This is a genomic window from Nostoc sp. KVJ3 (genome assembly GCF_026127265.1).
Taxonomy (GTDB): Bacteria; Cyanobacteriota; Cyanobacteriia; order Cyanobacteriales; family Nostocaceae; genus Nostoc.
This window is the reverse complement of the sequence record NZ_WWFG01000001.1, coordinates 1,311,278-1,335,054: the sequence shown is the minus strand read 5'-3', so window position 1 is coordinate 1,335,054 and position 23,777 is coordinate 1,311,278. Positions and strand designations below refer to the sequence as shown.

The window sequence follows — 23,777 nt, the reverse complement described above, 5'->3', positions numbered from 1 at the left end:
AATAATATGAACAGGAAGCCTTTTTGTCCTGATAACTGAAATGAACGCTAATAGTTTATCAATTAGTCAGGAAGATCCCCATAGCGTTACGTCTAACTCTAGACAGCTAAACATCCAAAGTGTACAAGAAGAGGTTTATAGCTTCTTCGTGGAAATTGTCAAGAAATTATCGCCAGATGATGTTTTACGAGAATTCAAAGGTTTATTTATAGATGGTCTTGATTCCGAGAATTCCGATTATATTCCAGGAATATATAGTATTTTTTTAGATGATAATGAGCAGGAGTTATGTAATACACTAAAGCGGTGTTGCTACATCATAGTTAATAATTGGAAAACTAACCGTAAAGACAAATACATCCAAGAATTAGTTAATCTATTTGTTAACAAAAGTCTCCAGATCAAGGATAATAATGCTCCAGTAGTCAAGCTTTGTAAAAGCTGGTTAGAGAATTTTGTTAAAAGCAAAGACTACCAAGAATTGAAATTATTTGCTGCTAAATATGACGAATCACTTAAAGGTCATTGGGCTAATCGCTATAGTTCCTATTTATTAATCGATCAATCTATTAATAAGAATAATCCCATAGAGCAACAGGAGGCTGCTAGAAAGCTTTCTAAACAGATAAAAGAAAAATTTAAGTTTGAACTGGCAATGTATATTGCTCGTTCTCAATCTGCTATTTCCAGCGCAACACGCTATAAAAATCCTAGTATTTTAGGAGATCAGGCTCTGCGTTTAATAAAAGCAATTGTCTTAAAAAGAGGTATTTTTAGTCATGAGAATATAGCCCATATATTTATCAAGCAAACTCAAAATCAGACCCTAGAAGAATTTAAAATTAATCTCGAAAAATATCTATTTCTTTCTATAGCTAAACAAGAATCAGTCGAGACTTGGAAGCAGCAATTTATAGATAATTTATCATTGTGGAAGAAAGATTGCAATCAGGAAACTATCACTAAAGAATTGTTTCTGAGAACCTGTAATCGAGTGATTGATTCCTTGACAATAGAAAATGCTAAAGAGCCTTCATCATTGTTTATCTTATTGATTAGTCGGGGTCATACTTTAACATTGGTGATTATACTACTAAAGATTATTTTAATTTGTCCGAATTCCCGTAGACATTTAGAAACTCGGATTGCTCACTTGATTCGTTTTTACGAAAATTATCCTGAAGATGAATGTAAAGGTGTAATCAACTTTATGGAAATTTTTAATATCACGTTTGCAATTTATGCAGAGAATGTAGAGTATAACTTGATTAAGATGGAAGAAGAACAAAGCAGTAATCCGCAGTTAAATTTAGATGGTTATCGGGTTTTTTCACAGATGAAGGTAGATAGACAAAAGTGAGTATCACCTGATTCATGATTTAGCCAGGTGTTCATCTAACCAAGCAAGAGCAGCACCCGCAATTTCAGCTAGAATACTAATGAGGCGATATAGAGCGATCGCACTAAACACTAAAGCAGATGGGAAGTGATGTTGCAAAAGTTGATATGCAGTCGCTTCAAACACACCCAACCCACCAGGCGCACCCGGAATCACAAACCCCAACAGCCAAGCGCAACTAAAAGCCCCTAACAACAAAGGAATTTGATTTGCACTTAATGAACCCAGTGCGGACATAGTTAATATAAACCCAGTAGCGCGTAGTCCCATAAAGCCCAATTCTCCTAACAAAGGGCGTAAGGGGTACTTTTTCAGATTGAAGGGAATAGTTGGTTGAGTTGTAGCAGCAGACTTTTTTGCTTTCAATCTGTATAAAAAGCGAATAACTGGGTTTAAAAACCGGGGATGAATCGCACAAAGAACTACAGCTAAACTCAGGAATTGCAGTATTTGCAGAACCAGGTTAGTATTAGCTGTTGTAAATTGGCTACTGCATAGAAGAATGATGATTAAAGCAGCCGCTAGCATGAGTAACGGTTCTAGCAAAACGCTTAAGGTGGCTGCACCAGCAGAAATATTAGCATTTTTGGCGGCGACAATTCGCCCGTAGTGATGCCAGATATTACCTGGTAAATACTTAGCGATGTTCGTTTTTAGGTAAACTTGAATAAATTGGGGAGATGATACAGATTGATTTAACTCTTGCAGAATCCAAGTCCAGATCCAACCTGCCCAAGTATGTGCTAGTAAAGTTACCCCAGTAGCGATCGCTATAATTGCCCATCCTACCCCATCAATGCGGATGGCAGTCACTCCAATCCAATTATCCTTCAGAGCTTTCCCTAAAAAAAACAGCGTCCCCCCCAAAATTATCCAGCGTAAAAACTGCTTCATGAATTTAGTAATTTAACGGTAGAGTAACAAGGGCTAAATACCTCAAATCTTATGACACATCAGCTATATACAGCACTTTGCAAGTAAATGAAGTACTGCTTGGGGCTACGGTGAATTACCCCCCTTAATCCCCCTTATAAAGGCTACGGTGTACACACATCTCTGTGCTGAGTAAAATGTGGCTTGATCCCCCTAAATCCCCTTAAAAAGGGGGACTTTGACTCTAGTTCCCCCCTTTTTAAGGGGGGTTAGGGGGGATCAAAACGATGTGGATAAGATGATCAGACTTGTGTGTACACCGTAGCCTTATAAAGGGGGGAAAAAGAAATCTAGTTCCCTCCCCTTTATAAGGGGAGGGTTAGGGTGGGGTATTTTTGTACCTCACCAACTCGCAATCTGCTGTATCCAAAGATTTTGAAGTATCAAGCAGGTTTACATAAGTAGTAATACAAAATTAAATATACATTTGTCATTGCGAATGGAGCAAAGCGGAATGAAGCAATCCTAATGTCTTGGGATTGCAACTCTTGGAGACGCTGCGCGTAGCAAGATCCCCGTAGGGTACGCTAGATTTCATTCCGCTCGCAATGTCATAAATATTTTTGCATACGCAATTAATTCTTTTTACCACAATCATATTATTTTAGTTTATATCTTCCTCTAGTTAGATAAAATTATTCCTTTTGTACTAATTAAAATGTGACTTGCGCTAGAGGTAAAACTTATTTAGTTTTTCATAAAATTAAGCAAAGTTATGATTCTTTCTGAATGCTTGGGATAAAAAGTAATTCCAAATGCCATCTTGGTTGAAATTTAACTTAATCACAAAAATGCAAGGAGTGAGAAGTATGAAAAAAGCAATGACTTGGCTGAAAAACATTCGTCCCTTGAGAATTTTAACTGTTTTTTTAGCAGGAATGTTTCTATTTATGGCACAAGCTTGCGGCGCTCCGGGAGTAGCGGCACAGCCACCACAGCCAGGTTCCCAAGCACCTAATGTCAAACGATACGATCCTACAAAAGATTATCCTCTCTCTTCTCCCACTGGTGGGATAAATAATTTTAGTGATGTAGATCCCAGAGCTAAAGATGAAAAGGCAGCTAATAGCAAAGCTGAAGCGCTAGTAAAAAATGCTCAAAGAAACATTGAGCAAAAGGGGATTGACAGCAGAGAACAATATGGCCGCAATTTTCAGCAAGGTACATCACTTGGTGAAAGAGTAAAGAATCTGGGTGAAGATATTGGCAGTTCAACTAATGAAGTCCGGGAAGGTTTTGTTAAAGGGACTCAGCGTGGATTTGAAACTCTCAAGGATAATACCCAAAATGCTGCCGAAGACTTGACGAAAAATATTCAGCGTGGGGCTGAGGATGCTGGTAAAAATGTTCAGCGCACAGCTGAGGATGCAGGTAATGCAGTGAAGAAGACAGTCAAAGAAGTTGATTAAAATGAGTCATTCAATCTTTTAAAAAATATGAAAGCGCCTACAGACTAAAGTCTGTGGCTACCTAAACAAAGTCTGCGTAGGCAGACTTTGTTTGTTTATTGGGGCGTTGCTGATTGCGGTGAAAAATCCTTGTAGAGACGTAAAGTTTTACGTCTCTATATTCAAGTTCATACCTTGATTCAACAACGCCTTTAAGTGCGTATGCAAAAATATTTATGTCATTGCGTAGGCGGAGCCTTCCCGTAGGGTACGGAATGAAATCTAGCGAAGCATAAGTCCTTCGGACACGCTTCGCGAACGCAAGATATTGGGATTGCTTCATTCCGCTTTGCTCCATTCGCAATGACAAATGTATATTTAATTTTGCATTACTACTTATTAGACATCTCCAGAAATTAAATATGCGTTATGCAGAACCCTTGTAGAGACGCGATATATTGCGTCTCTACTTACGCACGGGTAACGGAATAACGAACCGCAGAGGCGCAGAGGACACGGAGTAATAAGAGTTTGAGAGGTATTTTGCGTAAGTCCTAATTTTTTATCAGATGTCTAATGAGTGTTTTATCTCCGTCGTCGAGTGTTTGAACTCCGTTAACGAGTATTTTAGCTCCGTCGTCGAGTGTTTGAACTCCATTAACGAGTGTTTTAGCTCCGTTAACGAGTGTTTTAGCTCCGTCAACGAGTGTTTTAGCTCCGTTAACGAGTATTTTAGCTCCGTTAACGAGTATTTTAGCTCCGTTAACGAGTATTTTAGCTCCGTTAACGAGTATTTTAGCTCCGTTAACGAGTGTTTGAACTCCGTGAGCAATTTTTTTATGCTGTCGGTAATTACCTGCAACTGCGCTGTAGTAGAGTGTAACTAATTGATAGCGCTGTGAATAAAATCTTAATTTGTTCAGCGAATCCTCGAAATAGGCAAAAACTGCTCTTGGATGACGAATTACAGAATTACCCACCTTCTGTACAAGATTGACTCACAACTAGATAAGCTTTTCCACTCAAAAAGCTGAAGGAAGACAAGGTTAATAGTAATGTTAAACTCACAGGCTAAACGCATCTTCATCAGCTACAAACGTAACGCTAGCCCAGATGAGCCGGTAGCGCTTCAAGTCTTTCAGGCACTATCGCAGCAACACAAAGTCTTTATCGACCAAACTATGTCTGTTGGCACACACTGGGCTGAATGTATTGAAGCCGAAATCCGCCAAGCTGATTTTTTTATTAGCTTCCTTTCAGCTTTATCAACTAGCAGCGAGATGGTGGTGGCAGAAATTGAGACAGCACACCACTTGGCAAAATCCCAGTCAGGACGACCGATAATTCTCCCAGTGCGTCTTGCATATCAAGAACCATTCTTGTATCCCTTGAGTGCTTACTTAAATGGCATTAACTGGGCATTCTGGAAAGATGCAGAAGATACACCACGCTTGATTGCAGAGTTGTTACAGGCTATCTCTGGCGGTACATTGGCTATCAGTGAAGAAAAATTAAAAGCAGACTTACTCCAGATAAGTAAGCCGTCACTCCTCCCCCATCCCTTTCCTTCAGCACAGCCTATCTCGCTGGAAATGCCCGAAGGGACAATGGAATCACAATCTACTTTTTACGTGGAACGCTCATCTGATGCACTTACTTTAGAGACTATTGAGCGGCAAGGTGTGACAATTACAATTAAAGGCCCCCGACAAATGGGCAAAAGTTCGCTGTTAATCCGCACAATTAATACTGCTGTGAATGCAGGAAAGCGGGTTGCTTTGCTGGATTTCCAATTGTTTGATAAAGTTGCCTTAACTAATGCTGACCTTTTCTTCCGCCAGTTCTGTACTTGGTTAACTGACGAACTGGAAATGACAGATAAAGTTGATGAGTATTGGAATATGCCCTTGGGTAATAGTCAGCGTTGTACCCGCTATGTCAGTCGCTATTTGCTCAAGGAGTTTGGCAATCCCATTGTCTTAGCAATGGATGAAGTTGAAAGAGTCTTTGATACTGATTTTCGCTCTGATTTCTTTGGAATGCTGCGAAGCTGGCACAATAGCCGCGCCACTACTCCCATTTGGAAGCAACTGGATTTAGCACTGGTTACTTCCACTGAACCCTACCAGCTAATTGATAATCTCAACCAATCCCCCTTTAATGTTGGATTAGTAATTGATTTAGAAGACTTTACAGCAGCACAGGTTGCTGATTTAAACCGCCGTCATGGTTCACCCTTCAACGCTAATGAAGAAAAGCGATTAATCGCGTTGCTAGGTGGACATCCTTACTTAGTACGCCTTGCACTTTACTCAGTTGCTAGCGATCGCTTCCATCCTACCGAATTATTTGCCAATGCGATCGCAGATAATGGCCCCTTTGGTAATCATTTGCGTAATCACCTTTTTCGGCTGCATAACAAACAAGAGTTAGTGCAAGGTATGTTTCAAATAATTCGCCAGAACACCTGTGAAGATGAGCGCACCTTTTTCCGCTTGCGGGGTGCGGGTTTAGTGCGCCGGGAAGGGCGGGTAGTCTTTCCCCGTTGTCAACTTTACGCTGATTATTTCCGGGAGCATATTCGTGGCTAATCCAAGCATTTACACCGTAGGCGGGACGGTACAGGCTGGCGGTGGTATTTATATTCCTCGTCAAGCTGATGAAAAATTGCTCGGTTTATGCCAGTCGGCAATTTTTGCTTATGTGCTGACACCTCGCCAAATGGGTAAGTCTAGCTTAATGGTACGCACGGCGCAAACCCTAACGGATGAGGAAATTTCCTCGGTAATTGTTGACCTCCAGGAATTGGGGGCAAGTGTCACAGCAGAACAGTGGTATTTTGGCTTTTTGGTGAAGCTAGAAGACCAACTGATGTTTGATACAGATGTGGTGAGTTGGTGGCAAGAACACGAGCATCTGGGAGTATCGCAACGGCTGACACAGTTTTTTGAGAGGGTTTTGCTGACTGAGGTTGAGGGGCAAGTGGTGATTTTTGTCGATGAAATTGACTCTACCCTCAGCTTAGATTTTACCGATGATTTTTTTATCGCCATTCGTTATCTCTATGTTGCCCGTGCCACTAATCCTGAATTGGGGCGGCTTTCTTTTGTTTTAATGGGCGTAGCGACTCCCGGCGATTTAATCAGCGATGCCAAGCGCACACCCTTTAATATTGGACAGCGTGTAGATTTAACTGATTTTACCTTTGACGAAGCCTTACCCTTAGCTGAAGGCTTGGGATTACCCAGCGATGAAGCCAAGCAGGTATTAGGCCAGGTGTTGAAGTGGACGGGGGGACATCCTTATTTAACACAGCGTCTTTGTGGTGCCTTGGTTTTGATCCCCCCAACCCCCCTTAAAAAGGGGGGCAATCAACTTCCAGGTTTGGAGATTTCTTCAACAACCCTTAGCAAGAGTTCTATTCTTCCCCCCTTAAAAAGGGGGGCTAGGGGGGATCGAGTCTTATCCGCAGCCAATGTAGACAGAATAGTGAGCGGCACATTTTTTGGCGCGATGAGTGAGCAAGACAATAACTTGCAGTTTGTCCGCGATATGCTGACTAAACGCGCACCAAACCCGGAGGTTTTGACTATTTACCGCCAGATTCGCCAGGGTAAGCGGGCGGTTGTGGATGAGGAGCAGTCTCTAGCTAAATCTCACTTGAAGCTATCGGGCGTGGTACGGCGAGAGAATAATGTTTTGCGGGTGCGGAATCAAATCTATCGGCAAGTATTTGATGACAAGTGGATTAATAAAAATTTGCCGTTTAACTTGCGGGATAGGTGGGAACAGCTTAAACCTGCACTGCCTTATGTGGCAATACTGGTAGTATTCTCGGTTTTAATGACGGGAGTGGCTGTGTATGTGAATGGTGAACGTCAGATTGCCCAAGATGCCCGCGATAGCGAAGAACAGCAGCGTCTAGATGCAGAAAATCAACGCAATGAGGCAAAGCATCAGGCTAGAAATGCGCTAACACAGCAAAAAAAAGCAGAGGAACAAAGCCGGGAGGCAGAAAGGCAAAAGCGCATTGCTAATCAAGAGAGTGAAAGAGCTAAAAAAGGAGAGGAACTAGCAAAGTCTGCACAACAATTAGCTGAAAAAAGGGGAACAGACTTAAAAAAAGCCCTTGATAAAACAAAAACTGCTGAACAATTAGCTAAGGATAGACAGGCAGACGCTGAAAAGCAACGAGATTTGGCAAAGGTTAAAGGACAAGAAGCGATCGCTGCTGAAGCAGATGCGGATGAACGTCGGATAAATGCCGAAATTATCGCCGATAGCCTCAAATCACAAAACCTGATGGCATCACATTTAGAACTTGATGCTTTAGTAGTAGGTTTGAAGGTAGGAAAACGACTTAAAACATCAAATAAAAATGTAGAGCCAGATACCCGCATTTTAGCAGTAGCTACACTCCAGCAGGTGCTTTATGGAATCAAGGAACGTAACCGGCTAGAAGGTCATAGCGATGAGGTTAATAGCGTGGTATTTAGCCCCGACGGTCAAACCATTGCCTCTGCAAGTTATGACAACACGGTGAAGCTGTGGAATCGCAAGGGGCAACTCTTACAAACTCTCCAAGGTCATACCAATGAGGTTAATAGTGTGGCATTTAGTCCCGACGGTCAAACCATTGCCTCTGCAAGTTATGACAACACGGTGAAGCTGTGGAATCGCAAGGGGCAACTCTTACAAACTCTCCAAGGTCATAGCGGTTCGGTTAATAGCGTGGCATTTAGCCCCGATAGTCAAACCATTGCCTCTGCAAGTTATGACAACACGGTGAAGTTGTGGAATCGCAAGGGGCAACTCTTACAAACTCTCCAAGGTCATACCAATGAGGTTAATAGCGTGGCATTTAGCCCCGACAGTCAAACCATTGCCTCTGCAAGTTATGACAACACGGTGAAGCTGTGGAATCGCAAGGGGCAACTCTTACAAACTCTCCAAGGTCATACCAATGAGGTTAATAGCGTGGCATTTAGCCCTGACGGTCAAACCATTGCCTCTGGCAGTTTAGACAACACGGTGAAGTTGTGGAATCGCCAGGGGCAACTCTTACAAACTCTCCAAGGTCATAACGATTCGGTTTTGGGCGTGGAATTTAGCCCCGACGGTCAAACCATTGCCTCTGGCAGTTTAGACAAGACGGTGAAGCTGTGGAATCGCCAGGGGCAACTATTACAAACTCTCCAAGGTCATAGCGGTTCGGTTAATAGCGTGGCATTTAGCCCCGACGGTCAAACCATTGCCTCTGCAAGTTATGACAACACGGTGAAGCTGTGGAATCGCAACGGGCAACTATTACAAACTCTCCAAGGTCATAGCGATTCGGTTTGGGGCGTGGCATTTAGCCCCGACGGTCAAACCATTGCCTCTGGCAGTGATGACAAGACGGTGAAGTTGTGGAATCGCAAGGGGCAACTCTTACAAACTCTCCAAAGTCATAGCGATTCGGTTAATAGCGTGGCATTTAGCCCCGACGGTCAAACCATTGCCTCTGCAAGTTATGACAACACGGTAAAGCTGTGGAATCGCAACGGGCAACTATTACAAACTCTCCAAGGTCATAGCGATTCGGTTTGGGGCGTGGCATTTAGCCCCGACGGTCAAACCATTGCCTCTGCTAGTGGTGACAACACGGTGAAGTTGTGGAATCGCAAGGGGCAACTCTTACAAACTCTCCAAGGTCATAGCAATTCGGTTTTTGGCGTGGCATTTAGCCCTGACGGTCAAACCATTGCCTCTGCAAGTTATGACAAGACGGTGAAGTTGTGGAATCGCAAGGGGCAACTCTTACAAACTCTCCAAGGTCATAGCAATTCGGTTTTTGGCGTGGCATTTAGCCCCGACGGTCAAACTATTGCCTCTGCCAGTGCTGACAACACGGTGAAGTTGTGGAATCGCCAAGGGCAACTCTTACAAACTCTCCAAGGTCATAGCAATTCGGTTAGGGGCGTGGCATTTAGCCCCGACGGTCAAACCATTGCCTCTGCTAGTGGTGACAACACGGTGAAGTTGTGGAATCGCCAGGGGCAACTCTTACAAACTCTCCAAGGTCATAGCAATTCGGTTAGGGGCGTGGCATTTAGCCCCGACGGTCAAACCATTGCCTCTGCCAGTGATGACAACACCGTGAAGTTGTGGAATCTCAATTTTGATGTGGATGATTTAATGGTTAAGGGTTGTGCTTGGGTGCGCGATTATTTGCAAAATAACCCCAATGTGAATGAAAGCGATAAGCATTTATGTGATGATATTGGCACACGTAGGTGATAAACCTCTCCCTGCCTTGAACTAAAGTTCAAGTTTCTCTCCGAGTCGGCTACGAAAAGGGATTTCAGAAACTGCGATCATCGCTTGTATGATTTCAAATGATATTCCTGGAGTTAAGTAACCATGCAGAATTAATTACAGTCATTGCGAGCGAAGCGAACAATCCCAGCCCCTGCGTTCGCGAAGCGTGTCCGAAGGACTTATGCTTCATTTCGCTTCGCTCCATTCGCAATGACATCGTGTAATTAGCTAGGCTGTTGACCTTTTTTTAATTAAAAATTAAAAGTTAAAAATTTAGGAATTACGCACTTTACAAATACCTTGTGATATGAGTTAACGTAAACACGCTGTTTCAGGTTTTTCATTGATGGTAAATAGACCCGCATCGTAGGGACAATTCATGAATTGCCCCTACGGGTGTACCTCACATAAATGAGAACCGCTATATATATCGGCTAGCCATTTGGATGGCATCAGCGATATCGACATCACCATCGCCATCAGCATCCAAGAAGGAATTTAGTACAGGATTTCCGCCAGCTTGGGGATTTTGAGCATTGGCACCTGATTGCAAAAACTTTAATACCAAAGGTACTGCTAGAGGCAGTAATTGTTGAACTATACCAGCATCCAAACCAGTGCCTTGGGAAGCAACTTGAGCTACCTGCTGTTGTATTTCAGGAGAAAATAACGAATCTACGGCTTCGGAGTTAGCAGAAGTACCAGCATACTGATTCACTAAAGTTTGTGCGGCTTCATTACCCTCTGTGGCTTGCTTATCTTGGAGAGCAGACCGGACTTGACCACCCACTATTGATAAAATTGATTGGATGGTGGAAGGATCTGCGCCTGTCTGTTGGCTCAACTCCTGTACAGTGTTAACAATACTTCCTAGTTGACCTAAACTGCCCTGTTGATTGGGATTAGCGACAGCACCAAGAATTTGATCGAAAAGTCCCATAAGTTTATTTCTCTCTTTGTTCTCAAAAAGCTTGTCAAAACTGGTTTTGAGTTTTTTACTGAAACCTAACTTTCGTAAGTATACTAAAAGATTAGAACACGGAAGCCTATAATGAGCGAATAAAATTTTAAAAGCTCCTATTAGGCTCTCGGATCAATACTCACAAATGGTAGATATACAGTGAAGATATTGCATTAAAATCCACTTCCTTATACTCATCTTTCTCTTCATTCGTATTTTTAAACAAGACTGTAAATGCACCAGCCCTAACCTATCTTGAGGGAACATTCTATAACAAGGGATTGTAGTTAAGTACGACTGATATTTAGATAAATTACTAATTTCCATCGTTTGGAATTGGGGAAAACGTTCCAAAAACCATTCGCAAACTTGCTCATTTTCTTCGAGTGAATATGTGCAAGTCATATAGGCAAGATAGCCTTGTGGTGAAACAAGTTTGGCGGAGTTAGCTATAATCCGCTTTTGCCGATTTGCACTTTTGTTGATAGCAGTTGGATGGAAACATCCGGGTGCTTTTTCACCTTTAGCAAGTAAAGATTGTCCAGTACAAGGAGCATCTACTATTACTAGATTGCTAGAGCCGGGAAACATTTGGGCAAATATACTTGAATCTCTATTAACTACTGCACTAGGGCTAATTTGACAACGCTTAAAATTAGAAATTAGCATTCCCAAACGTTTACCAATTACTTCATTACTGATGATTAAGTCAGGTTTTAAAGCTTTCCAAGCGAAGATACTTTTTCCTCCTGGTGCGGCACACATATCAAAAACTAAACTCACTGATTGGGGAATAGCTAACAAAGTGCTAGCTGCAAACACCGAAGAAAAATCTAAACAATAGAAATATCCTTGTTGATGCAAAGGATGCTGACCGGGTTTTTCTCCCAGAGATAAGCGGTCTATAAATTGTGGTTGCCAAGAGGTTGGTGTTTCTACTGCCAAAGGCGAAATCTCTGGCTTTGCTTGACACCAAAGAATACTAGGTGAAAAAAGCTGAGGATTCATTAAAGCCTCAATAAATTTTTCTTGCTCATCTAAATTAGTGAACAAACGCCGCGAGACTTTAAGTAATAAATTAGAAGGTTTTTCCATATAGATATATACAATACCAATTTTCAATCATCTGTAACCTGAGTTCCTTAATTACGAATTACGAATTAGTATGTTGTATCTGAATCAAAATAAAACTGTTATGCAAGAACAATGTAATTAAGGCTTTTGGCTTCATACTCAAAATATAATGACCGCCATTGGGAACGCAATGGCCAAGCTACCCCACTGCACCGGAGAAGGTCATGTTCTTAGATAGTTTTCCGCATAAGTTACGCAAAGAAGCACAATTATGGAGGGATGAAGGATTAATTAGTTCTTCGCTGTATGAGCAAATAGCAGAACGTTATCAATTTAAAAACCTGGAAGCTGCTGTCCGCGATCGCAATAAAGCGATCGCGATCGCTATAGGTAGCATCCTTTTATGCTTAGGCATAATTACCTTTGTATCAGGGAACTGGCAAGGAGGATCGCGAGAAGTCAAATTTATTCTGATGATGAGTTTGTTTTTTGCGATCGCTATTACCGGTTTTTACACCTGGATCACACCTGAAGGGAAAAAGCCGCAAAAAAGTAAACGCTTACTGGGAGAAGGTTTGCTCATTTTAAGCGCCTTCATTTTCGGCGCAAATTTACTGCTGATGGCCCAGATGTTCAATATCGTCGGTTCAACTTCCCAACTTTTTCTTGCTTGGGGGTTGGGTGTTGTGGTGATGGCCTTCGGCTTGTCCTTAAATTCTTTAGGAATTCTGTCAATTGTCCTCGTGGAAATTGGCTATTGGACGGGATTAGAAGACTTATGGTACGCTTCAGGAGAGCTAACTTGGTCGCGCCTAGTGGTGCAGCATCTACCTTTGTTGGCATGGTTGGTATTTGTCCCCTTAGCCTACTTCTGCCGTTCGCGTTGGATTTTTGCTCTAGCAGCCTTTGTATTTGCTAGTTCCTTACAAGCTAACCTTAATCCTCTCCCACTGCTGAATTATGCTGATATAGCCCCTTGGGTGGCATCTTTTGCTTTTGCACTCCCATCTGCATTATTCTGGAGTTATGACGATCTACTGTTTCCAACCATAAATTACAGATTGTTTCAATCTCTGGCTCGTAATTTAGCGTTGGTTAGCTTTGGTGCTGTCTTTTATGTTTTGTCTTTTCGTTGGGTTTGGGAATCTCCAAATTATGGTTATAATCAGCCAACGAACTTGACAAACTTGTTCCAGTCTCTGCCGATCATCGATTTGGGGATTCTCAGTGGCTTGGCGGTATTGCAATGGTTGTTTCTACTGCGTCAAAGAAATAATCCTCCGCGCCGCGAAGTGATTTTCACAACTGCTGTTATTGGTACTTTTCTTGCCTTTATTGCCATAGTACCTTTTTGGCATCAAACTATCAGCCGGATTGATGAACTTGGTGTTTTTATTTTCAATGTACTTCTCGCAACATTAGCCTGGGGACTAATTCAAGAAGGATTGAAATTAAGTAACAGAAGTTCCTTTTGGGGCGGTATGCTGTTAGTAACACTACAAATTATCAGTCGCGTGCAAGAGTACGATACCGACTTACTTTTCAAGTCCCTAGTCTTTATCTTGTGCGGTTCCGCTTTAATTAGCGCTGGACTGTGGTTTGAACGCCGCTTACCTGGTGGCTCTAGCTCTGCTAGCAAGAAGTAGTGTAATTTTAGGTTTTGAATTTTGAATTTTGGATTGAATAAAAAATCTAAAATCTAAAATCTAAAATCCAAAATTGAGAACTCTCTGTACATCAAAGTTTTTCAAGTTTCTCTGCGTCAGTCCTAATCTCGTTTAACCTCCTCAATTCCTCTGCTTTTTAGGACTACGCTCATGACTAATAGTTCTTCTGAATCTAAAAATAAAACCTTGTCTCCCGAAGCTGAGTTCTCCAGTAAGGTGACTTTTCGGGATTATTTGATTGCTACTGAACAAAAATCGAATAAGCCCTTACCTTTTTGGCGGTTACTAGCTCCCCTGGCGCTGCAAACAGGGTTAATTATGGCAGTACCAGCCCAAGCCGTTTATACAGATGTGACAGGTAAAACAGTGATTTTGCAAACCGTACCTGTAGACCCTAACAATGTGTTAGAAGGCAACACCTTAGACTTAGATTACAACATATCCCGTACCTCAAACTTGAGCAGACTACCTGGTTGGCAAACATTAGTCAGCAAAGGTCGGGGAAGTGGCAGAAGATTACCTGATGGAACCACCATCTACGTGACTTTGCAAGAGCAACTCTTCTCTGGTCGCGGTGTTCCTAGAGCTTGGAGACCGTTACGAGTAAGTAGCGATCGCCCCAATTCTCTCAGAGCCAATCAGGTAGCCTTAAAAGGTGTTTATCAGGATGGTTCGGTGAACTACGGCTTAGAAACATATTACATCCCCGAAAACCAACGACAGCAGATTCGGAACGACTTACAAACCCAACGCGCCCGCCGAGGACAAGTACCCCCGATTGTGGTGAAGGCGAAGGTAGATCCACAAGGTAAGGCAGTACCAGTTAGTATGTGGGTGCGCGATCGCAACTATCGCTTTTAAGCTGTCGGATCGTGTCCGCTTGATTACTTGTTAAACCTCAAGAACCCCGCGCCGTCTGCTACCGTGTACACACATCTCCATAGCAGTAAAAAAGAATGTAGAGACGTAGCAATACTACGTCTCTACAAGGGTTCTAAGTAAAGCATATTTAATTTCTGGAGATGTCTCATATATCGTCCATACAGCGCTTCCGGCTATTCTGCAATACAGTTTTCCTCTTGCCCCTCTCCTATCCCCCTGAACGGTTACGATTTAATATAGGTATAAAACGTATATATTTATCCATTATATCTACAAAATTACTATTGAGTTCTGACGAATAATACTTTTATTATCACTTTATATAATTAAATTATATTTACAAAAATATATATTAAGCTCTGCTCATTACGTACTTCTTCTGAGGTTAATACATAAAGATTGAATCAAAATTAGACAAATACAATTTTCTGTATTTATAGCAGTTCTATTTGAGTTGTGAAACATTGGTTATGAGAAATGGGCTAGTCTCTAGTCCCTTCTATATCTTTGTTCACAAATTACTTAGAATTTGTATTTCTAATTTGGTTACATACTTAAAAAAATTAAAGGGTAATTACGATGAATACTGTTTTAGTTGTTGAAGATGGCTTAACAGATATGGAAATAATCAGCCGTTACTTGCAACAGGCAGGTTATTCTGTGATTAGCGCTACAAGCAGTGAAGAGGCTCAAGACAAAATAGATAAAAATAAGCCAGACTTAATATTTCTCGATGTAATTTTACCAGGTAAAAGTGGCTTTGAAATTTGTCGAGAACTGAAAAATAACCCCAGCACTAGCAAAATACCTGTGGTTTTTTGTTCTACAAAAAATAGCGATGTCGATAAGATATGGGGTAATATGTTGGGCGCTGAAGGTTATCTATCAAAACCGATTGATCGAGATGAATTAGTAGTAATTGTGAAGCAATTAATTAACAAGTAACAATTTAGCACAAGTACGATCGCTATTTCTATCTAATTTAGAACCTATGCCAGATTAAATAACAACTGCAAATAGTGGCTAAAGAGCAATAATTAAGGATTAAGGATCGATAACTTTGGAAAGCAAGCAAAAGTTTTTAAGTTTTAATTTGGGATTAAGGGACACAGCCGTAATTTCGTTACAACACATCACAGAAGTTTTGCAAGTGTCATTACCAGAAATATGTAGTGTTCCTCAGATGCCCAGTAGCGTCTTGGGTATCTATAACTGGCGTGGTGAGATGCTTTGGTTAGTAGATTTAGAGGCAATGTTAGGCTATAGTCCAATTTCGCAAGGAGCAAATTTAATTTCAAAAATGATGGCGATTGTTCTTGAGAATAAAGGTAAGTATTTGGGACTCTTAGTGCGACAGCTTATAGATATTGAATGGTTGGATACTCAGCAAATGAAACCTCCAACTGCCGAATTATTTTATCCTAAAATATCACCTTTTTTAGAGGGATATTTTATTAATGAGTCGGAAGAAATGATGTTTAACTTGGATGCTATAACGATTATCCAAGCCCAAATCTGGAAGATTCATAATTGAACATTTGACATGGGGTGATTAGGTGTATTTTTTTAAAACTTCCTAGTCCTTGCTAACCAAATATAGTTCATTCTTACTCAGTCCAATATCCAATTATTCCGCATCAAAATTTTGAGGTTAATCAAATGACATTTTTGTATAACAATAGCCATGAAACTGAGCATCTAATCCCTGAAGTGGAAAATATGAATGGGAAAGCTGATATAGCAAATATTGCTAGCAATGAAATATCTTTATTAAATGCGATCGCTCAGGAATTTAGAACTTGGCGGCGACAGTTGCAAGATATCGCAACTCATATGCGTCAAGCGGCAGATATTGATACACTACTCAAAATTACTGTAGCGCAGATTAGAGAAAAAATTGGCTGCGATCGCGCCTTAATTTATCAGTTTAATTCCCTTGATTCGGGCAATGTTTTAGCAGAATCTAGAACACTAGGTTGGACACCGACTTTAGGTGAAAATATCCCTGGAATTATTTTTGGCTTATATACTAATCAAGATTATATAGAACCTGTAGTTATTGATGATATCAATCAGATTCAACTTACTCCTTATCAAAAACAACTACTGGATAAATTTCAAATTAAAGCTAGTTTGAGTTTACCGATTGTAGTAGAAGGTAAAGTCTGGGGTTTGCTGACAGTAAATAATTGCTACTCAACGCGGCAGTGGCAAGAAGTAGAAATTAGTCTTCTATCTCAAGTTGCAACAGAACTAGTCTACAAGTTGCAGAGCTTTGACTTCAAAAAAGAAGAACAACAGCGAATACTAGCAAAAAAATCGGTAGCTAAAGTCATCGACAAAATTCTGCGAGCATCAAGTGTCGATAAGGTTTTTCAAACAACCACTCAAGAAGTCCGTCAATTACTAAAATGCGATCGCGTCGGTGTTTATCGCTTCAACCCTGACTGGAGTGGCGAGTTTGTTGCTGAGTCAGTGGGTAATGGCTGGATAAAAATGGTCAGCCCTGATTTTTATATGGTTTGGGAAGATACCCATTTACAAGACACCCAAGGAGGACGTTATGCCAAGGGTGAAACCTTTGTAGCCAAAGACATCTATAAAATGGGTCATGCTCAATGCCACATTGAGATTTTAGAACAGTATGAAATGAAAGCTTACATCATTGCCCCCATATTTGCTGGAGAAAAATTATGGGGCTTGCTGGGAGCTTATCAAAATTCTGGCCCTCGTGATTGGCAACCTTGGGAAGAAACCTTTGTAACTCAAATTGGGCTGCAATTTGGTATGGCTATCTCACAAAGCGAATATCTGGAACAAGTGAATAGGAAATCTGAACAACTAGCTCAAATAGTTGAACAAGAAAAAGCTTTCACTAAAATAGTCAGCCGCATTCGGCAATCTTTAGATGTAGATAGCATCTTCAAAACAACCACTCAAGAAGTCCGTCAATCACTAAAATGCGATCGCGTCGCCGTCTATCGCTTTAACCCTGACTGGGGTGGTGTATTTGTATCTGAGTCTGTGGGTACTGGTTGGACAAAGCTGGTGGGCCCTGATATTAAAACCGTTTTAGACGATACTTACTTACAAGATACTAAAGGAGGTAGGTATGTCAAAGGTGAAAACTTTATCGTTAATGACATCTATAAAGTAGGGCTTGCTCCCTGCCATATTGAGATTTTAGAGCAATTTGAAGCCAAAGCTTACATAATTGTTCCTATATTCTTCGGGGATAAATTGTGGGGTTTACTGGCAGCTTATCAAAATTCTAGCCCTCGTGAGTGGGAAACTTGGGAAGTGAACTTTTTGGTTCAGACTAGCTTACAATTTAGCCTAGCTAAATCACAGATAGATTATTTGGAATTAGTGCGGTTGAAATCTGAAAAACTAGCTCAGATAGCAGAACAAGAGAAAGCTGTCACCAAGATTAGTAACCGCATCCGACAATCTTTAGATGTAGAAGAAATCTTTAAAACAACCACTCAAGAAGTACGGCAATTACTGCGATGCGATCGCGTTGCCGTCTACCGCTTCAATCCTGATTGGACTGGCGAATTTGTCGCAGAATCAGTAGGTCATACTTGGGTAAAACTGGTAGGCCCCGATATCAAAACTGTCTGGGAAGATACCCACTTGCAAGAAACTCAAGGAGGTCGATATGCCCAAGATGAAAACTTTGTTGTAAATGACATCTATCAGGTAGATCATTCTCCTTGCCACATTGAAATTTTAGAGCAATTTGAAGTCAAAGCTTATGCAATTGTTCCTGTATTTGCTGGAGAACAATTGTGGGGATTGCTCGCAGCGTATCAAAATTCTGGAACTCGTGATTGGGAAGAATCGGAAGTCACCTTGTTAGCACGCATTGGCAACCAGTTAGGACTGGCACTACAACACACTGAATATTTGCAACAAGTACAAGCGCAGTCAGCAAAATTAGCAGAAACATTAGCACGAGAAAAAGCAGCCAAGGAGTTACTACAACAACGATCTATTCAACTCCTAACAGCCCTTAGACCTGCTCTCAACGGTGACTTAACGGTACGCGCACCCATTACAGAAGACGAACTAGGCACGATCGCCGATGCTTACAACAATACTTTGCAAGCATTGCGGCAAATCGTTCTTCAGGTACAGGGGGCTGCTCAACAAGTTGCTCAAACTTCTACCAATAGCGAGGCTTCACTAGCGGGACTGAATAATCTGGCGCAACAACAATCTGAGGAAATTACCGCAGCATTAGGCGAAATTCAACAGATGGTGGACTCTACTCAAGCTGTGGTGGCGAATGCGGAGTTAGTGCAATTAGCAGTTCAACAAGCCAATGAAACAGTAGAGTCTGGTGATACTGCGATGAACCTAACTGTAAAAGCAATCCAAGGAATTCGTGAAACAGTTGCTCAAACTAGCAAAAAGATTAAACGCCTCAGTGAATCTTCGCAAAAAATCTCCAAAGTGGTGAATTTGATTGGTAATTTTGCCACACAGACAAACGTACTGGCTCTGAATGCAGCCATTGAAGCCACCCGTGCTGGTGAATATGGCAAAGGCTTTGCAGTTGTAGCTGATGAAGTCCGTTCTTTATCTCGTCAGTCAGCAGCAGCAACCATCGAAATCGAAAAATTAGTCCAGGAGATTCAAGCAGAAACTGGCGAAGTTGCAGTAGCAATGGAAACTGGTATTCAGCAGGTGATAGAAGGCACAAATCTTGTGAGTGATACTCGCCAAAACTTGAATGCGATCGTTTCTGCAACTGCCGAAATTAGTCAGCTAATCGAGCGAATTACCGCAGCGACTCAAAAACAAATGGCGCAATCTGTAACAGTCACCAAATCAATGCAAGATGTAGCAGAAATTGCTAATAAGACTTTTGCTGAATCTCAAGAAATTGCTACTGTGTTTCAAGATTTATCAGGGATGGCGCAAGAGCTATTAACAACTGCTAGTAGGTTTAAAGTCAAATGAATTTTAGATTTTAGATTTTGGATTATGAATGAAGAGGATTTTAAGCGGAGAAGAAAGCAGCTAGCATTGCGAGTAATTCGCTTAGTAGAGAGCCACTCCACAGAGCCGAACGGCAGATGTTATTGGCAAGCAGTTAATCCGTTCAGCAACATCTGTGGGAGCTAACTATCGGTCAGCTTGTCGTGGTAAATCAACCGCCGATATCATTGCTAAACTCAGCTTGGTAGAGGAAAAAGCCGATGAAAGTCTTTATTGGATGGAACTTATTGTTGAAGTTGGTTTATTACCACTCGAAAAAGTGAGCAACTTGATGTTAGAAAACACCGAAATTCTAGCAATGACAGTTGCATCAATCAAAGCTTTACGCAATAAATCCAAAATCCAAAATCCAAAATCTAAAATATGAGCGCAATTGCATCAATCAAACCTTTATGGAATAAATCCAAAATCTAAAATCTAAAATATGATTACTGACGCTGCAATTCGTGAACAAGGATACATCTACTTTCTGGCTGAAGCACCAGAATTAGTCCAAATTATTGAACAAGAACTATTTAGCTTATCAGAAGATTATAGTATTGCTAAAGTTCATAACTTAATGCGGGCTACTCATACACTTAAAGGTGGTGCTGCTAATGTTGGGCTAGAAGTAATTAAGATGATAGCCCATTTTTTAGAAGATGTATTTAAAGCTCTATATAATCCAAAAGTGGTAGTTAATGCAGAATTACAAGCACTTTTACTCCAAGCTTATGAGTGTCTTAGCATAGCATTAAATACTGAGCTAATAGGTAGCACTGTTAACGATGAAGAACTACTTCATCGAGCAACTTCAGTGTTTACACAGTTACAAGAAAATCTGGGTGATGCATTTGGAGCTGAGACTCATATTCCTACTTCTGAAGAATTGGGATTTGATATTGTGCAGTCCGTTTTTGAAGTGGGAGTAGAACAACGTCTAAACAGTATTGCTGAAGCTGTTAACGATCCACCAAATAATGACGATTTTATCGAGTTATTACACTCTCAAGCTGAGGTATTTCTCGGTTTAGCAGAATCTCTCAATTTACCTGGATTGGGAGAAATTGCCCAAACAATTCTGTCAGCACTGCAAGCAAATCCCACTCAGGTACAACAAATTGCAGAAATTGCCCTTGCAGATTTGCAACAGGCACAAAAATTTGTATTACAAGGCGATCGCACATCTGGCGGAGAACCTTCTCTAGATTTAAAAAAACTCACAATAGTGGCAAGTAATGAGTTATCTGGAGAATTGCAAAATAATTTATCTGCTGACGCATTTATTATCAATGAAGAACAATTTTACCAATTTCTCACTACATCAGATAAAAATAAAAACGAATGTGTTAAGCCAACAACTGCCAAATTTTATTTAAAAGTAATTCGCTACATTTATGGCTGGTTTAATCATAAGATGCAAATACCAGAGGCAGACCTCAATTTGACTTTATTGATTCCCAGCTTAGGAAAAGACAATCTAATTGATTATATCGAAAATTGGCTCGAAGAATTTCTTGATTTTCTCCAAGATGATGAAGATAGTCGAAGTCTTTATATTTATCGACATGGGATTATTTTAATCATCTTATTTGCAGTTACAAAATTTCAATATTCTATTAAAGAATCTGAGAATTACCTTTCGGTAATTAAAATATTACAAAATCGAATTTATGCGTTAGCACAAGAATATAAAAACTATCCTCCTGTTACTACCAAAGAGATAAATTGGCTTGATAGTCATAAGTTACAAACACTGTTAGTTCTTAAAGAAATACCCAAATCTGTATCTTATCAAACCACTGATAACCTACTAGAAACAATATGGGGAGAAGAAGCTACTCAAAATTTTACAGAGCAAGTGGTAACTACTCCGATTGATGATTATTCAGAAAGGCTTGATTCATTAACTGTTAATCAGCAGATAGCTATAGATATTCCTGAAACAGCTATTGAAGTTATGCCTGATTTAGCTACACAAATTAACAAGGAAATAGAAGATAAATCACAGTATATTCAAACTAAGAATTTTCGCCAACCTTCATTTATTAGAGTAGATACAGAGAGGCTGCAACACCTCAATTATCTAGCTGGAGAATTGTTGATTTACCAAAAACGGCGTAGTTTACAAGATGAACAAGTAAAAGAAATTATCGATCAATTAATCCGGCAAATCACTAGACACCAAAGAACTTTAAATGAATTACGTGATTTACCATTACAAATACAAAATATTGCCTCACAACAAACGCAAAATTTTGCAGTGAAATTTGATTCTTTAGAAATGGATGTATATACAGAATTTCACATGACATTACATGAAGCAATAGAAGAGACACTGCAACTACAAGAAACCACAGAATCTCTTGACTTGCTTGTAACACAAGCTGCTCAGATTAGTGACAAACAAGAAAATTTAACTCTCAATATTATAGATAGCTTAGTAGAAGCACGAATGTCGCCTTTGGGCAATATCCTGAATCGCTTCCCTCACATGGTAAATAAGTTTGGGAATGTTTATGCCAAACTTGTAGAATTGAAGCTTACTGGTACTGAGGTACTAGTAGATAAAGCGATCGCAGAAAAACTTTACGATCCCTTGTTACATTTAGTACGTAATGCTTTTGACCACGGTATTGAGGCTCCGCAACTTCGGCGGGAACTTGGTAAACCAGAACAAGGGTTAATCGAAATCCGCGCCTATCATCAGGGTAGCCAAACTGTAATCGAAGTTCGGGATGATGGTCAGGGATTGAATTTAGATAGAATTCGCAGAAAAGCTGCTGAATTCTATCCCATACAAACTGAAGAAAAAACTAAAAGTTACGCTTCTAATTTGGCTGAACCTGAACTTTTAGATATGATATTTTCACCAGGATTTTCTACTGCTAATAAAGTGAGTGAAATCTCAGGGCGCGGGATGGGGTTGGATATTGTGCGGACTCAGATGAATGCACTTAATGGCTCAATTTCAGTCCAATCCTTACCCAATCAAGGAACAATATTTATACTCAAAATTCCTTTTTCTATGACTACAGAAAAATTAATGCTAGTTCAAGCCAAAGGTGTTGTTTATGCTCTACTTTTGGATAGTATCGAAAAAATATTAATTCCCTCCGAGCAGCAGATTAAAGAAATTGAAGGCAAAAAAGTCTTGCATTGGAATACAGACAATGATGAGACTATGGTCAGCCTCCGTCAACTTTCAAAATTGATTAATTATAATGATTCATTCTTGAATAGTTCTACTGCATACAATATATCCAATACTGACGACTCAAGCATAGCTACAAATCCGGTGCTTTTGCTCCGACGAAATCAGGGAATGTTTGCTTTGGAAGTTGACCAAATAATTGGTGAACAAGAACTGGTAATCAGACCTTTAGGAAATGCGATCGCACCGCCAAAATATATTTATGGTTGTAGTAGTTTAGCCAATGGTAATCTCATCTTAGTGATTGATGCTGCTTTGCTAGTAGAGTCTAACAAACTCCAACAAACAACACTTGATATCATGGCGCTACCAATAGCTTCTCCCTCAAATAAAAAAGCTTTGACGATATCGGGAGATACTTTTGCATCTAAACCATTGCTGACTGCATCTACTCCTACAAATACTATAGAAACCGAACCGAGTTATTCTCAAGAACCAGATAATAAATCACCAAAATTTGTTTTAGTAGTAGATGACGCAATTAGTTTGCGCCAAACGATCTCTCTCACTCTCCAAAAATCTGGCTATCAAGTAATACAAGCTCAAAATGGTATAGAAGCTTTAGAAAAGTTGCAGTTACATCCAGAAATTCAAGTTGTCATCTCCGATTTAGAGATGCCACGAATGAATGGTTTTGAGTTGTTGGGCAATTTCCGCCAATATCCAAAATTAGCAAAAATACCTGTAGTAATTCTCACTTCCCGCAGTTCTGAAAAACATCGTCAGCTTGCTCAAGAATTGGGTGCAAAGGCTTATTTAACCAAGCCTTATTTAGAAAATGAGTTTCTTTCTACAATTAAGGGTTTAATAAATAGTAATACAGAGGATTTAAACCATTTACTGATGACGACAAATCATTAAGAATTCGTAATTCGTAATTACTCTTGACACTTTATACAAGACGTGTAGAGGATGCAGATTAGCTCACGCTGTGTTATTACGAATTAGTAATTAATTGTTGATAATTTTGGAA

At 40.4% G+C, this 23,777-nt stretch carries 14 protein-coding genes and 1 pseudogene; 11 read left to right on the top strand and 4 right to left on the bottom strand.

The genetic code is table 11. From position 1 onward, the window contains the following. The first annotated feature begins 40 nt into the window (after window positions 1-40). The gene (locus GTQ43_RS05475) at window positions 41-1,360 is read left to right on the top strand and encodes a hypothetical protein (protein WP_265271341.1); all 1,320 of its coding nucleotides are present in this window, start codon (window positions 41-43) and stop codon (window positions 1,358-1,360) included. 12 nt (window positions 1,361-1,372) lie between these two features. On the opposite strand, the gene GTQ43_RS05470 is transcribed toward GTQ43_RS05475, so the two are convergent. Continuing rightward, on the bottom strand, window positions 1,373-2,293 hold the full coding sequence (locus GTQ43_RS05470; protein ID WP_265271340.1) for a lysylphosphatidylglycerol synthase domain-containing protein: 921 nt from the start codon (window positions 2,291-2,293) through the stop codon (window positions 1,373-1,375). 848 nt (window positions 2,294-3,141) lie between these two features. On the opposite strand from GTQ43_RS05470, the gene GTQ43_RS05465 reads away from it, so the two are divergent. Next, complete coding sequence (locus GTQ43_RS05465; RefSeq protein ID WP_265271338.1) at window positions 3,142-3,741, top strand: hypothetical protein; 600 nt, start codon at window positions 3,142-3,144, stop codon at window positions 3,739-3,741. Between the two features lie 533 nt (window positions 3,742-4,274). Here the strand turns inward: GTQ43_RS05465 and GTQ43_RS05460 are convergent. Next, window positions 4,275-4,700 (bottom strand): hypothetical protein, encoded by a 426-nt coding sequence (locus GTQ43_RS05460; protein WP_265271337.1) that lies wholly within the window; start codon window positions 4,698-4,700, stop codon window positions 4,275-4,277. A 75-nt stretch (window positions 4,701-4,775) separates the two neighbouring features. Here GTQ43_RS05460 and GTQ43_RS05455 point away from each other — a divergent pair, with 75 nt between their 5' ends. Together GTQ43_RS05455 and GTQ43_RS05450 are read left to right on the top strand one after the other, a co-directional pair. Then, a complete protein-coding gene (locus tag GTQ43_RS05455) occupies window positions 4,776-6,311 on the top strand; it encodes an AAA-like domain-containing protein (protein ID WP_265271335.1) in 1,536 nt (511 codons plus the stop codon). Beyond that, entirely contained in the window at window positions 6,304-9,999 is a 3,696-nt protein-coding gene (locus GTQ43_RS05450) for an eIF2A-related protein (protein WP_265271334.1), read from the top strand. Before GTQ43_RS05455 ends, GTQ43_RS05450 begins: the two co-directional genes overlap by 8 nt. A gap of 442 nt (window positions 10,000-10,441) precedes the next feature. On the opposite strand, the gene GTQ43_RS05445 is transcribed toward GTQ43_RS05450, so the two are convergent. Then, window positions 10,442-10,960 (bottom strand): DUF937 domain-containing protein, encoded by a 519-nt coding sequence (locus GTQ43_RS05445; protein WP_265271332.1) that lies wholly within the window; start codon window positions 10,958-10,960, stop codon window positions 10,442-10,444. A 160-nt stretch (window positions 10,961-11,120) separates the two neighbouring features. Beyond that, window positions 11,121-12,076, bottom strand: a pseudogene (locus GTQ43_RS05440) (RsmB/NOP family class I SAM-dependent RNA methyltransferase). 203 nt (window positions 12,077-12,279) lie between these two features. On the opposite strand from GTQ43_RS05440, the gene GTQ43_RS05435 reads away from it, so the two are divergent. From GTQ43_RS05435 to GTQ43_RS05405, 7 genes are all read left to right on the top strand, one after another. Then, the gene (locus GTQ43_RS05435) at window positions 12,280-13,701 is read left to right on the top strand and encodes a DUF2157 domain-containing protein (RefSeq protein ID WP_265271331.1); all 1,422 of its coding nucleotides are present in this window, start codon (window positions 12,280-12,282) and stop codon (window positions 13,699-13,701) included. A gap of 171 nt (window positions 13,702-13,872) precedes the next feature. Continuing rightward, window positions 13,873-14,583, top strand: coding sequence for a GDYXXLXY domain-containing protein (locus tag GTQ43_RS05430; RefSeq protein ID WP_265271329.1), 711 nt, complete (start codon window positions 13,873-13,875; stop codon window positions 14,581-14,583). Between the two features lie 600 nt (window positions 14,584-15,183). Beyond that, window positions 15,184-15,549, top strand: coding sequence for a response regulator transcription factor (locus GTQ43_RS05425; RefSeq protein ID WP_265271327.1), 366 nt, complete (start codon window positions 15,184-15,186; stop codon window positions 15,547-15,549). A gap of 115 nt (window positions 15,550-15,664) precedes the next feature. Continuing rightward, window positions 15,665-16,138, top strand: coding sequence for a chemotaxis protein CheW (locus GTQ43_RS05420; RefSeq protein ID WP_265271325.1), 474 nt, complete (start codon window positions 15,665-15,667; stop codon window positions 16,136-16,138). Window positions 16,139-16,263: 125 nt separating this feature from the next. Beyond that, window positions 16,264-19,572: a GAF domain-containing protein gene (locus GTQ43_RS05415; RefSeq protein WP_265271323.1), complete on the top strand. Its 3,309-nt coding sequence runs from the start codon at window positions 16,264-16,266 to the stop codon at window positions 19,570-19,572. Window positions 19,573-19,726: 154 nt separating this feature from the next. After that, the gene (locus tag GTQ43_RS05410) at window positions 19,727-19,978 is read left to right on the top strand and encodes a four helix bundle protein (protein WP_265271320.1); all 252 of its coding nucleotides are present in this window, start codon (window positions 19,727-19,729) and stop codon (window positions 19,976-19,978) included. Between the two features lie 57 nt (window positions 19,979-20,035). Continuing rightward, on the top strand, window positions 20,036-23,665 hold the full coding sequence (locus GTQ43_RS05405) for a hybrid sensor histidine kinase/response regulator (RefSeq protein ID WP_265271318.1): 3,630 nt from the start codon (window positions 20,036-20,038) through the stop codon (window positions 23,663-23,665). Window positions 23,666-23,777: the final 112 nt, after the last annotated feature.

Bases quoted from the DNA above. Each gene is read 5' to 3' on its own strand.
- GTQ43_RS05445 (WP_265271332.1), bottom strand. From the start codon at position 10,960: ATGGGACTTTTCGATCAAATTCTTGGTGCTGTCGCTAATCCCAATCAA.
- GTQ43_RS05415 (WP_265271323.1), top strand. From the start codon at position 16,264: ATGACATTTTTGTATAACAATAGCCATGAAACTGAGCATCTAATCCCT.
- GTQ43_RS05455 (WP_265271335.1), top strand. From the start codon at position 4,776: ATGTTAAACTCACAGGCTAAACGCATCTTCATCAGCTACAAACGTAAC.
- GTQ43_RS05435 (WP_265271331.1), top strand. From the start codon at position 12,280: ATGTTCTTAGATAGTTTTCCGCATAAGTTACGCAAAGAAGCACAATTA.
- GTQ43_RS05475 (WP_265271341.1), top strand. From the start codon at position 41: ATGAACGCTAATAGTTTATCAATTAGTCAGGAAGATCCCCATAGCGTT.
- GTQ43_RS05425 (WP_265271327.1), top strand. From the start codon at position 15,184: ATGAATACTGTTTTAGTTGTTGAAGATGGCTTAACAGATATGGAAATA.
- GTQ43_RS05430 (WP_265271329.1), top strand. From the start codon at position 13,873: ATGACTAATAGTTCTTCTGAATCTAAAAATAAAACCTTGTCTCCCGAA.
- GTQ43_RS05405 (WP_265271318.1), top strand. From the start codon at position 20,036: ATGATTACTGACGCTGCAATTCGTGAACAAGGATACATCTACTTTCTG.
- GTQ43_RS05470 (WP_265271340.1), bottom strand. From the start codon at position 2,293: ATGAAGCAGTTTTTACGCTGGATAATTTTGGGGGGGACGCTGTTTTTT.
- GTQ43_RS05465 (WP_265271338.1), top strand. From the start codon at position 3,142: ATGAAAAAAGCAATGACTTGGCTGAAAAACATTCGTCCCTTGAGAATT.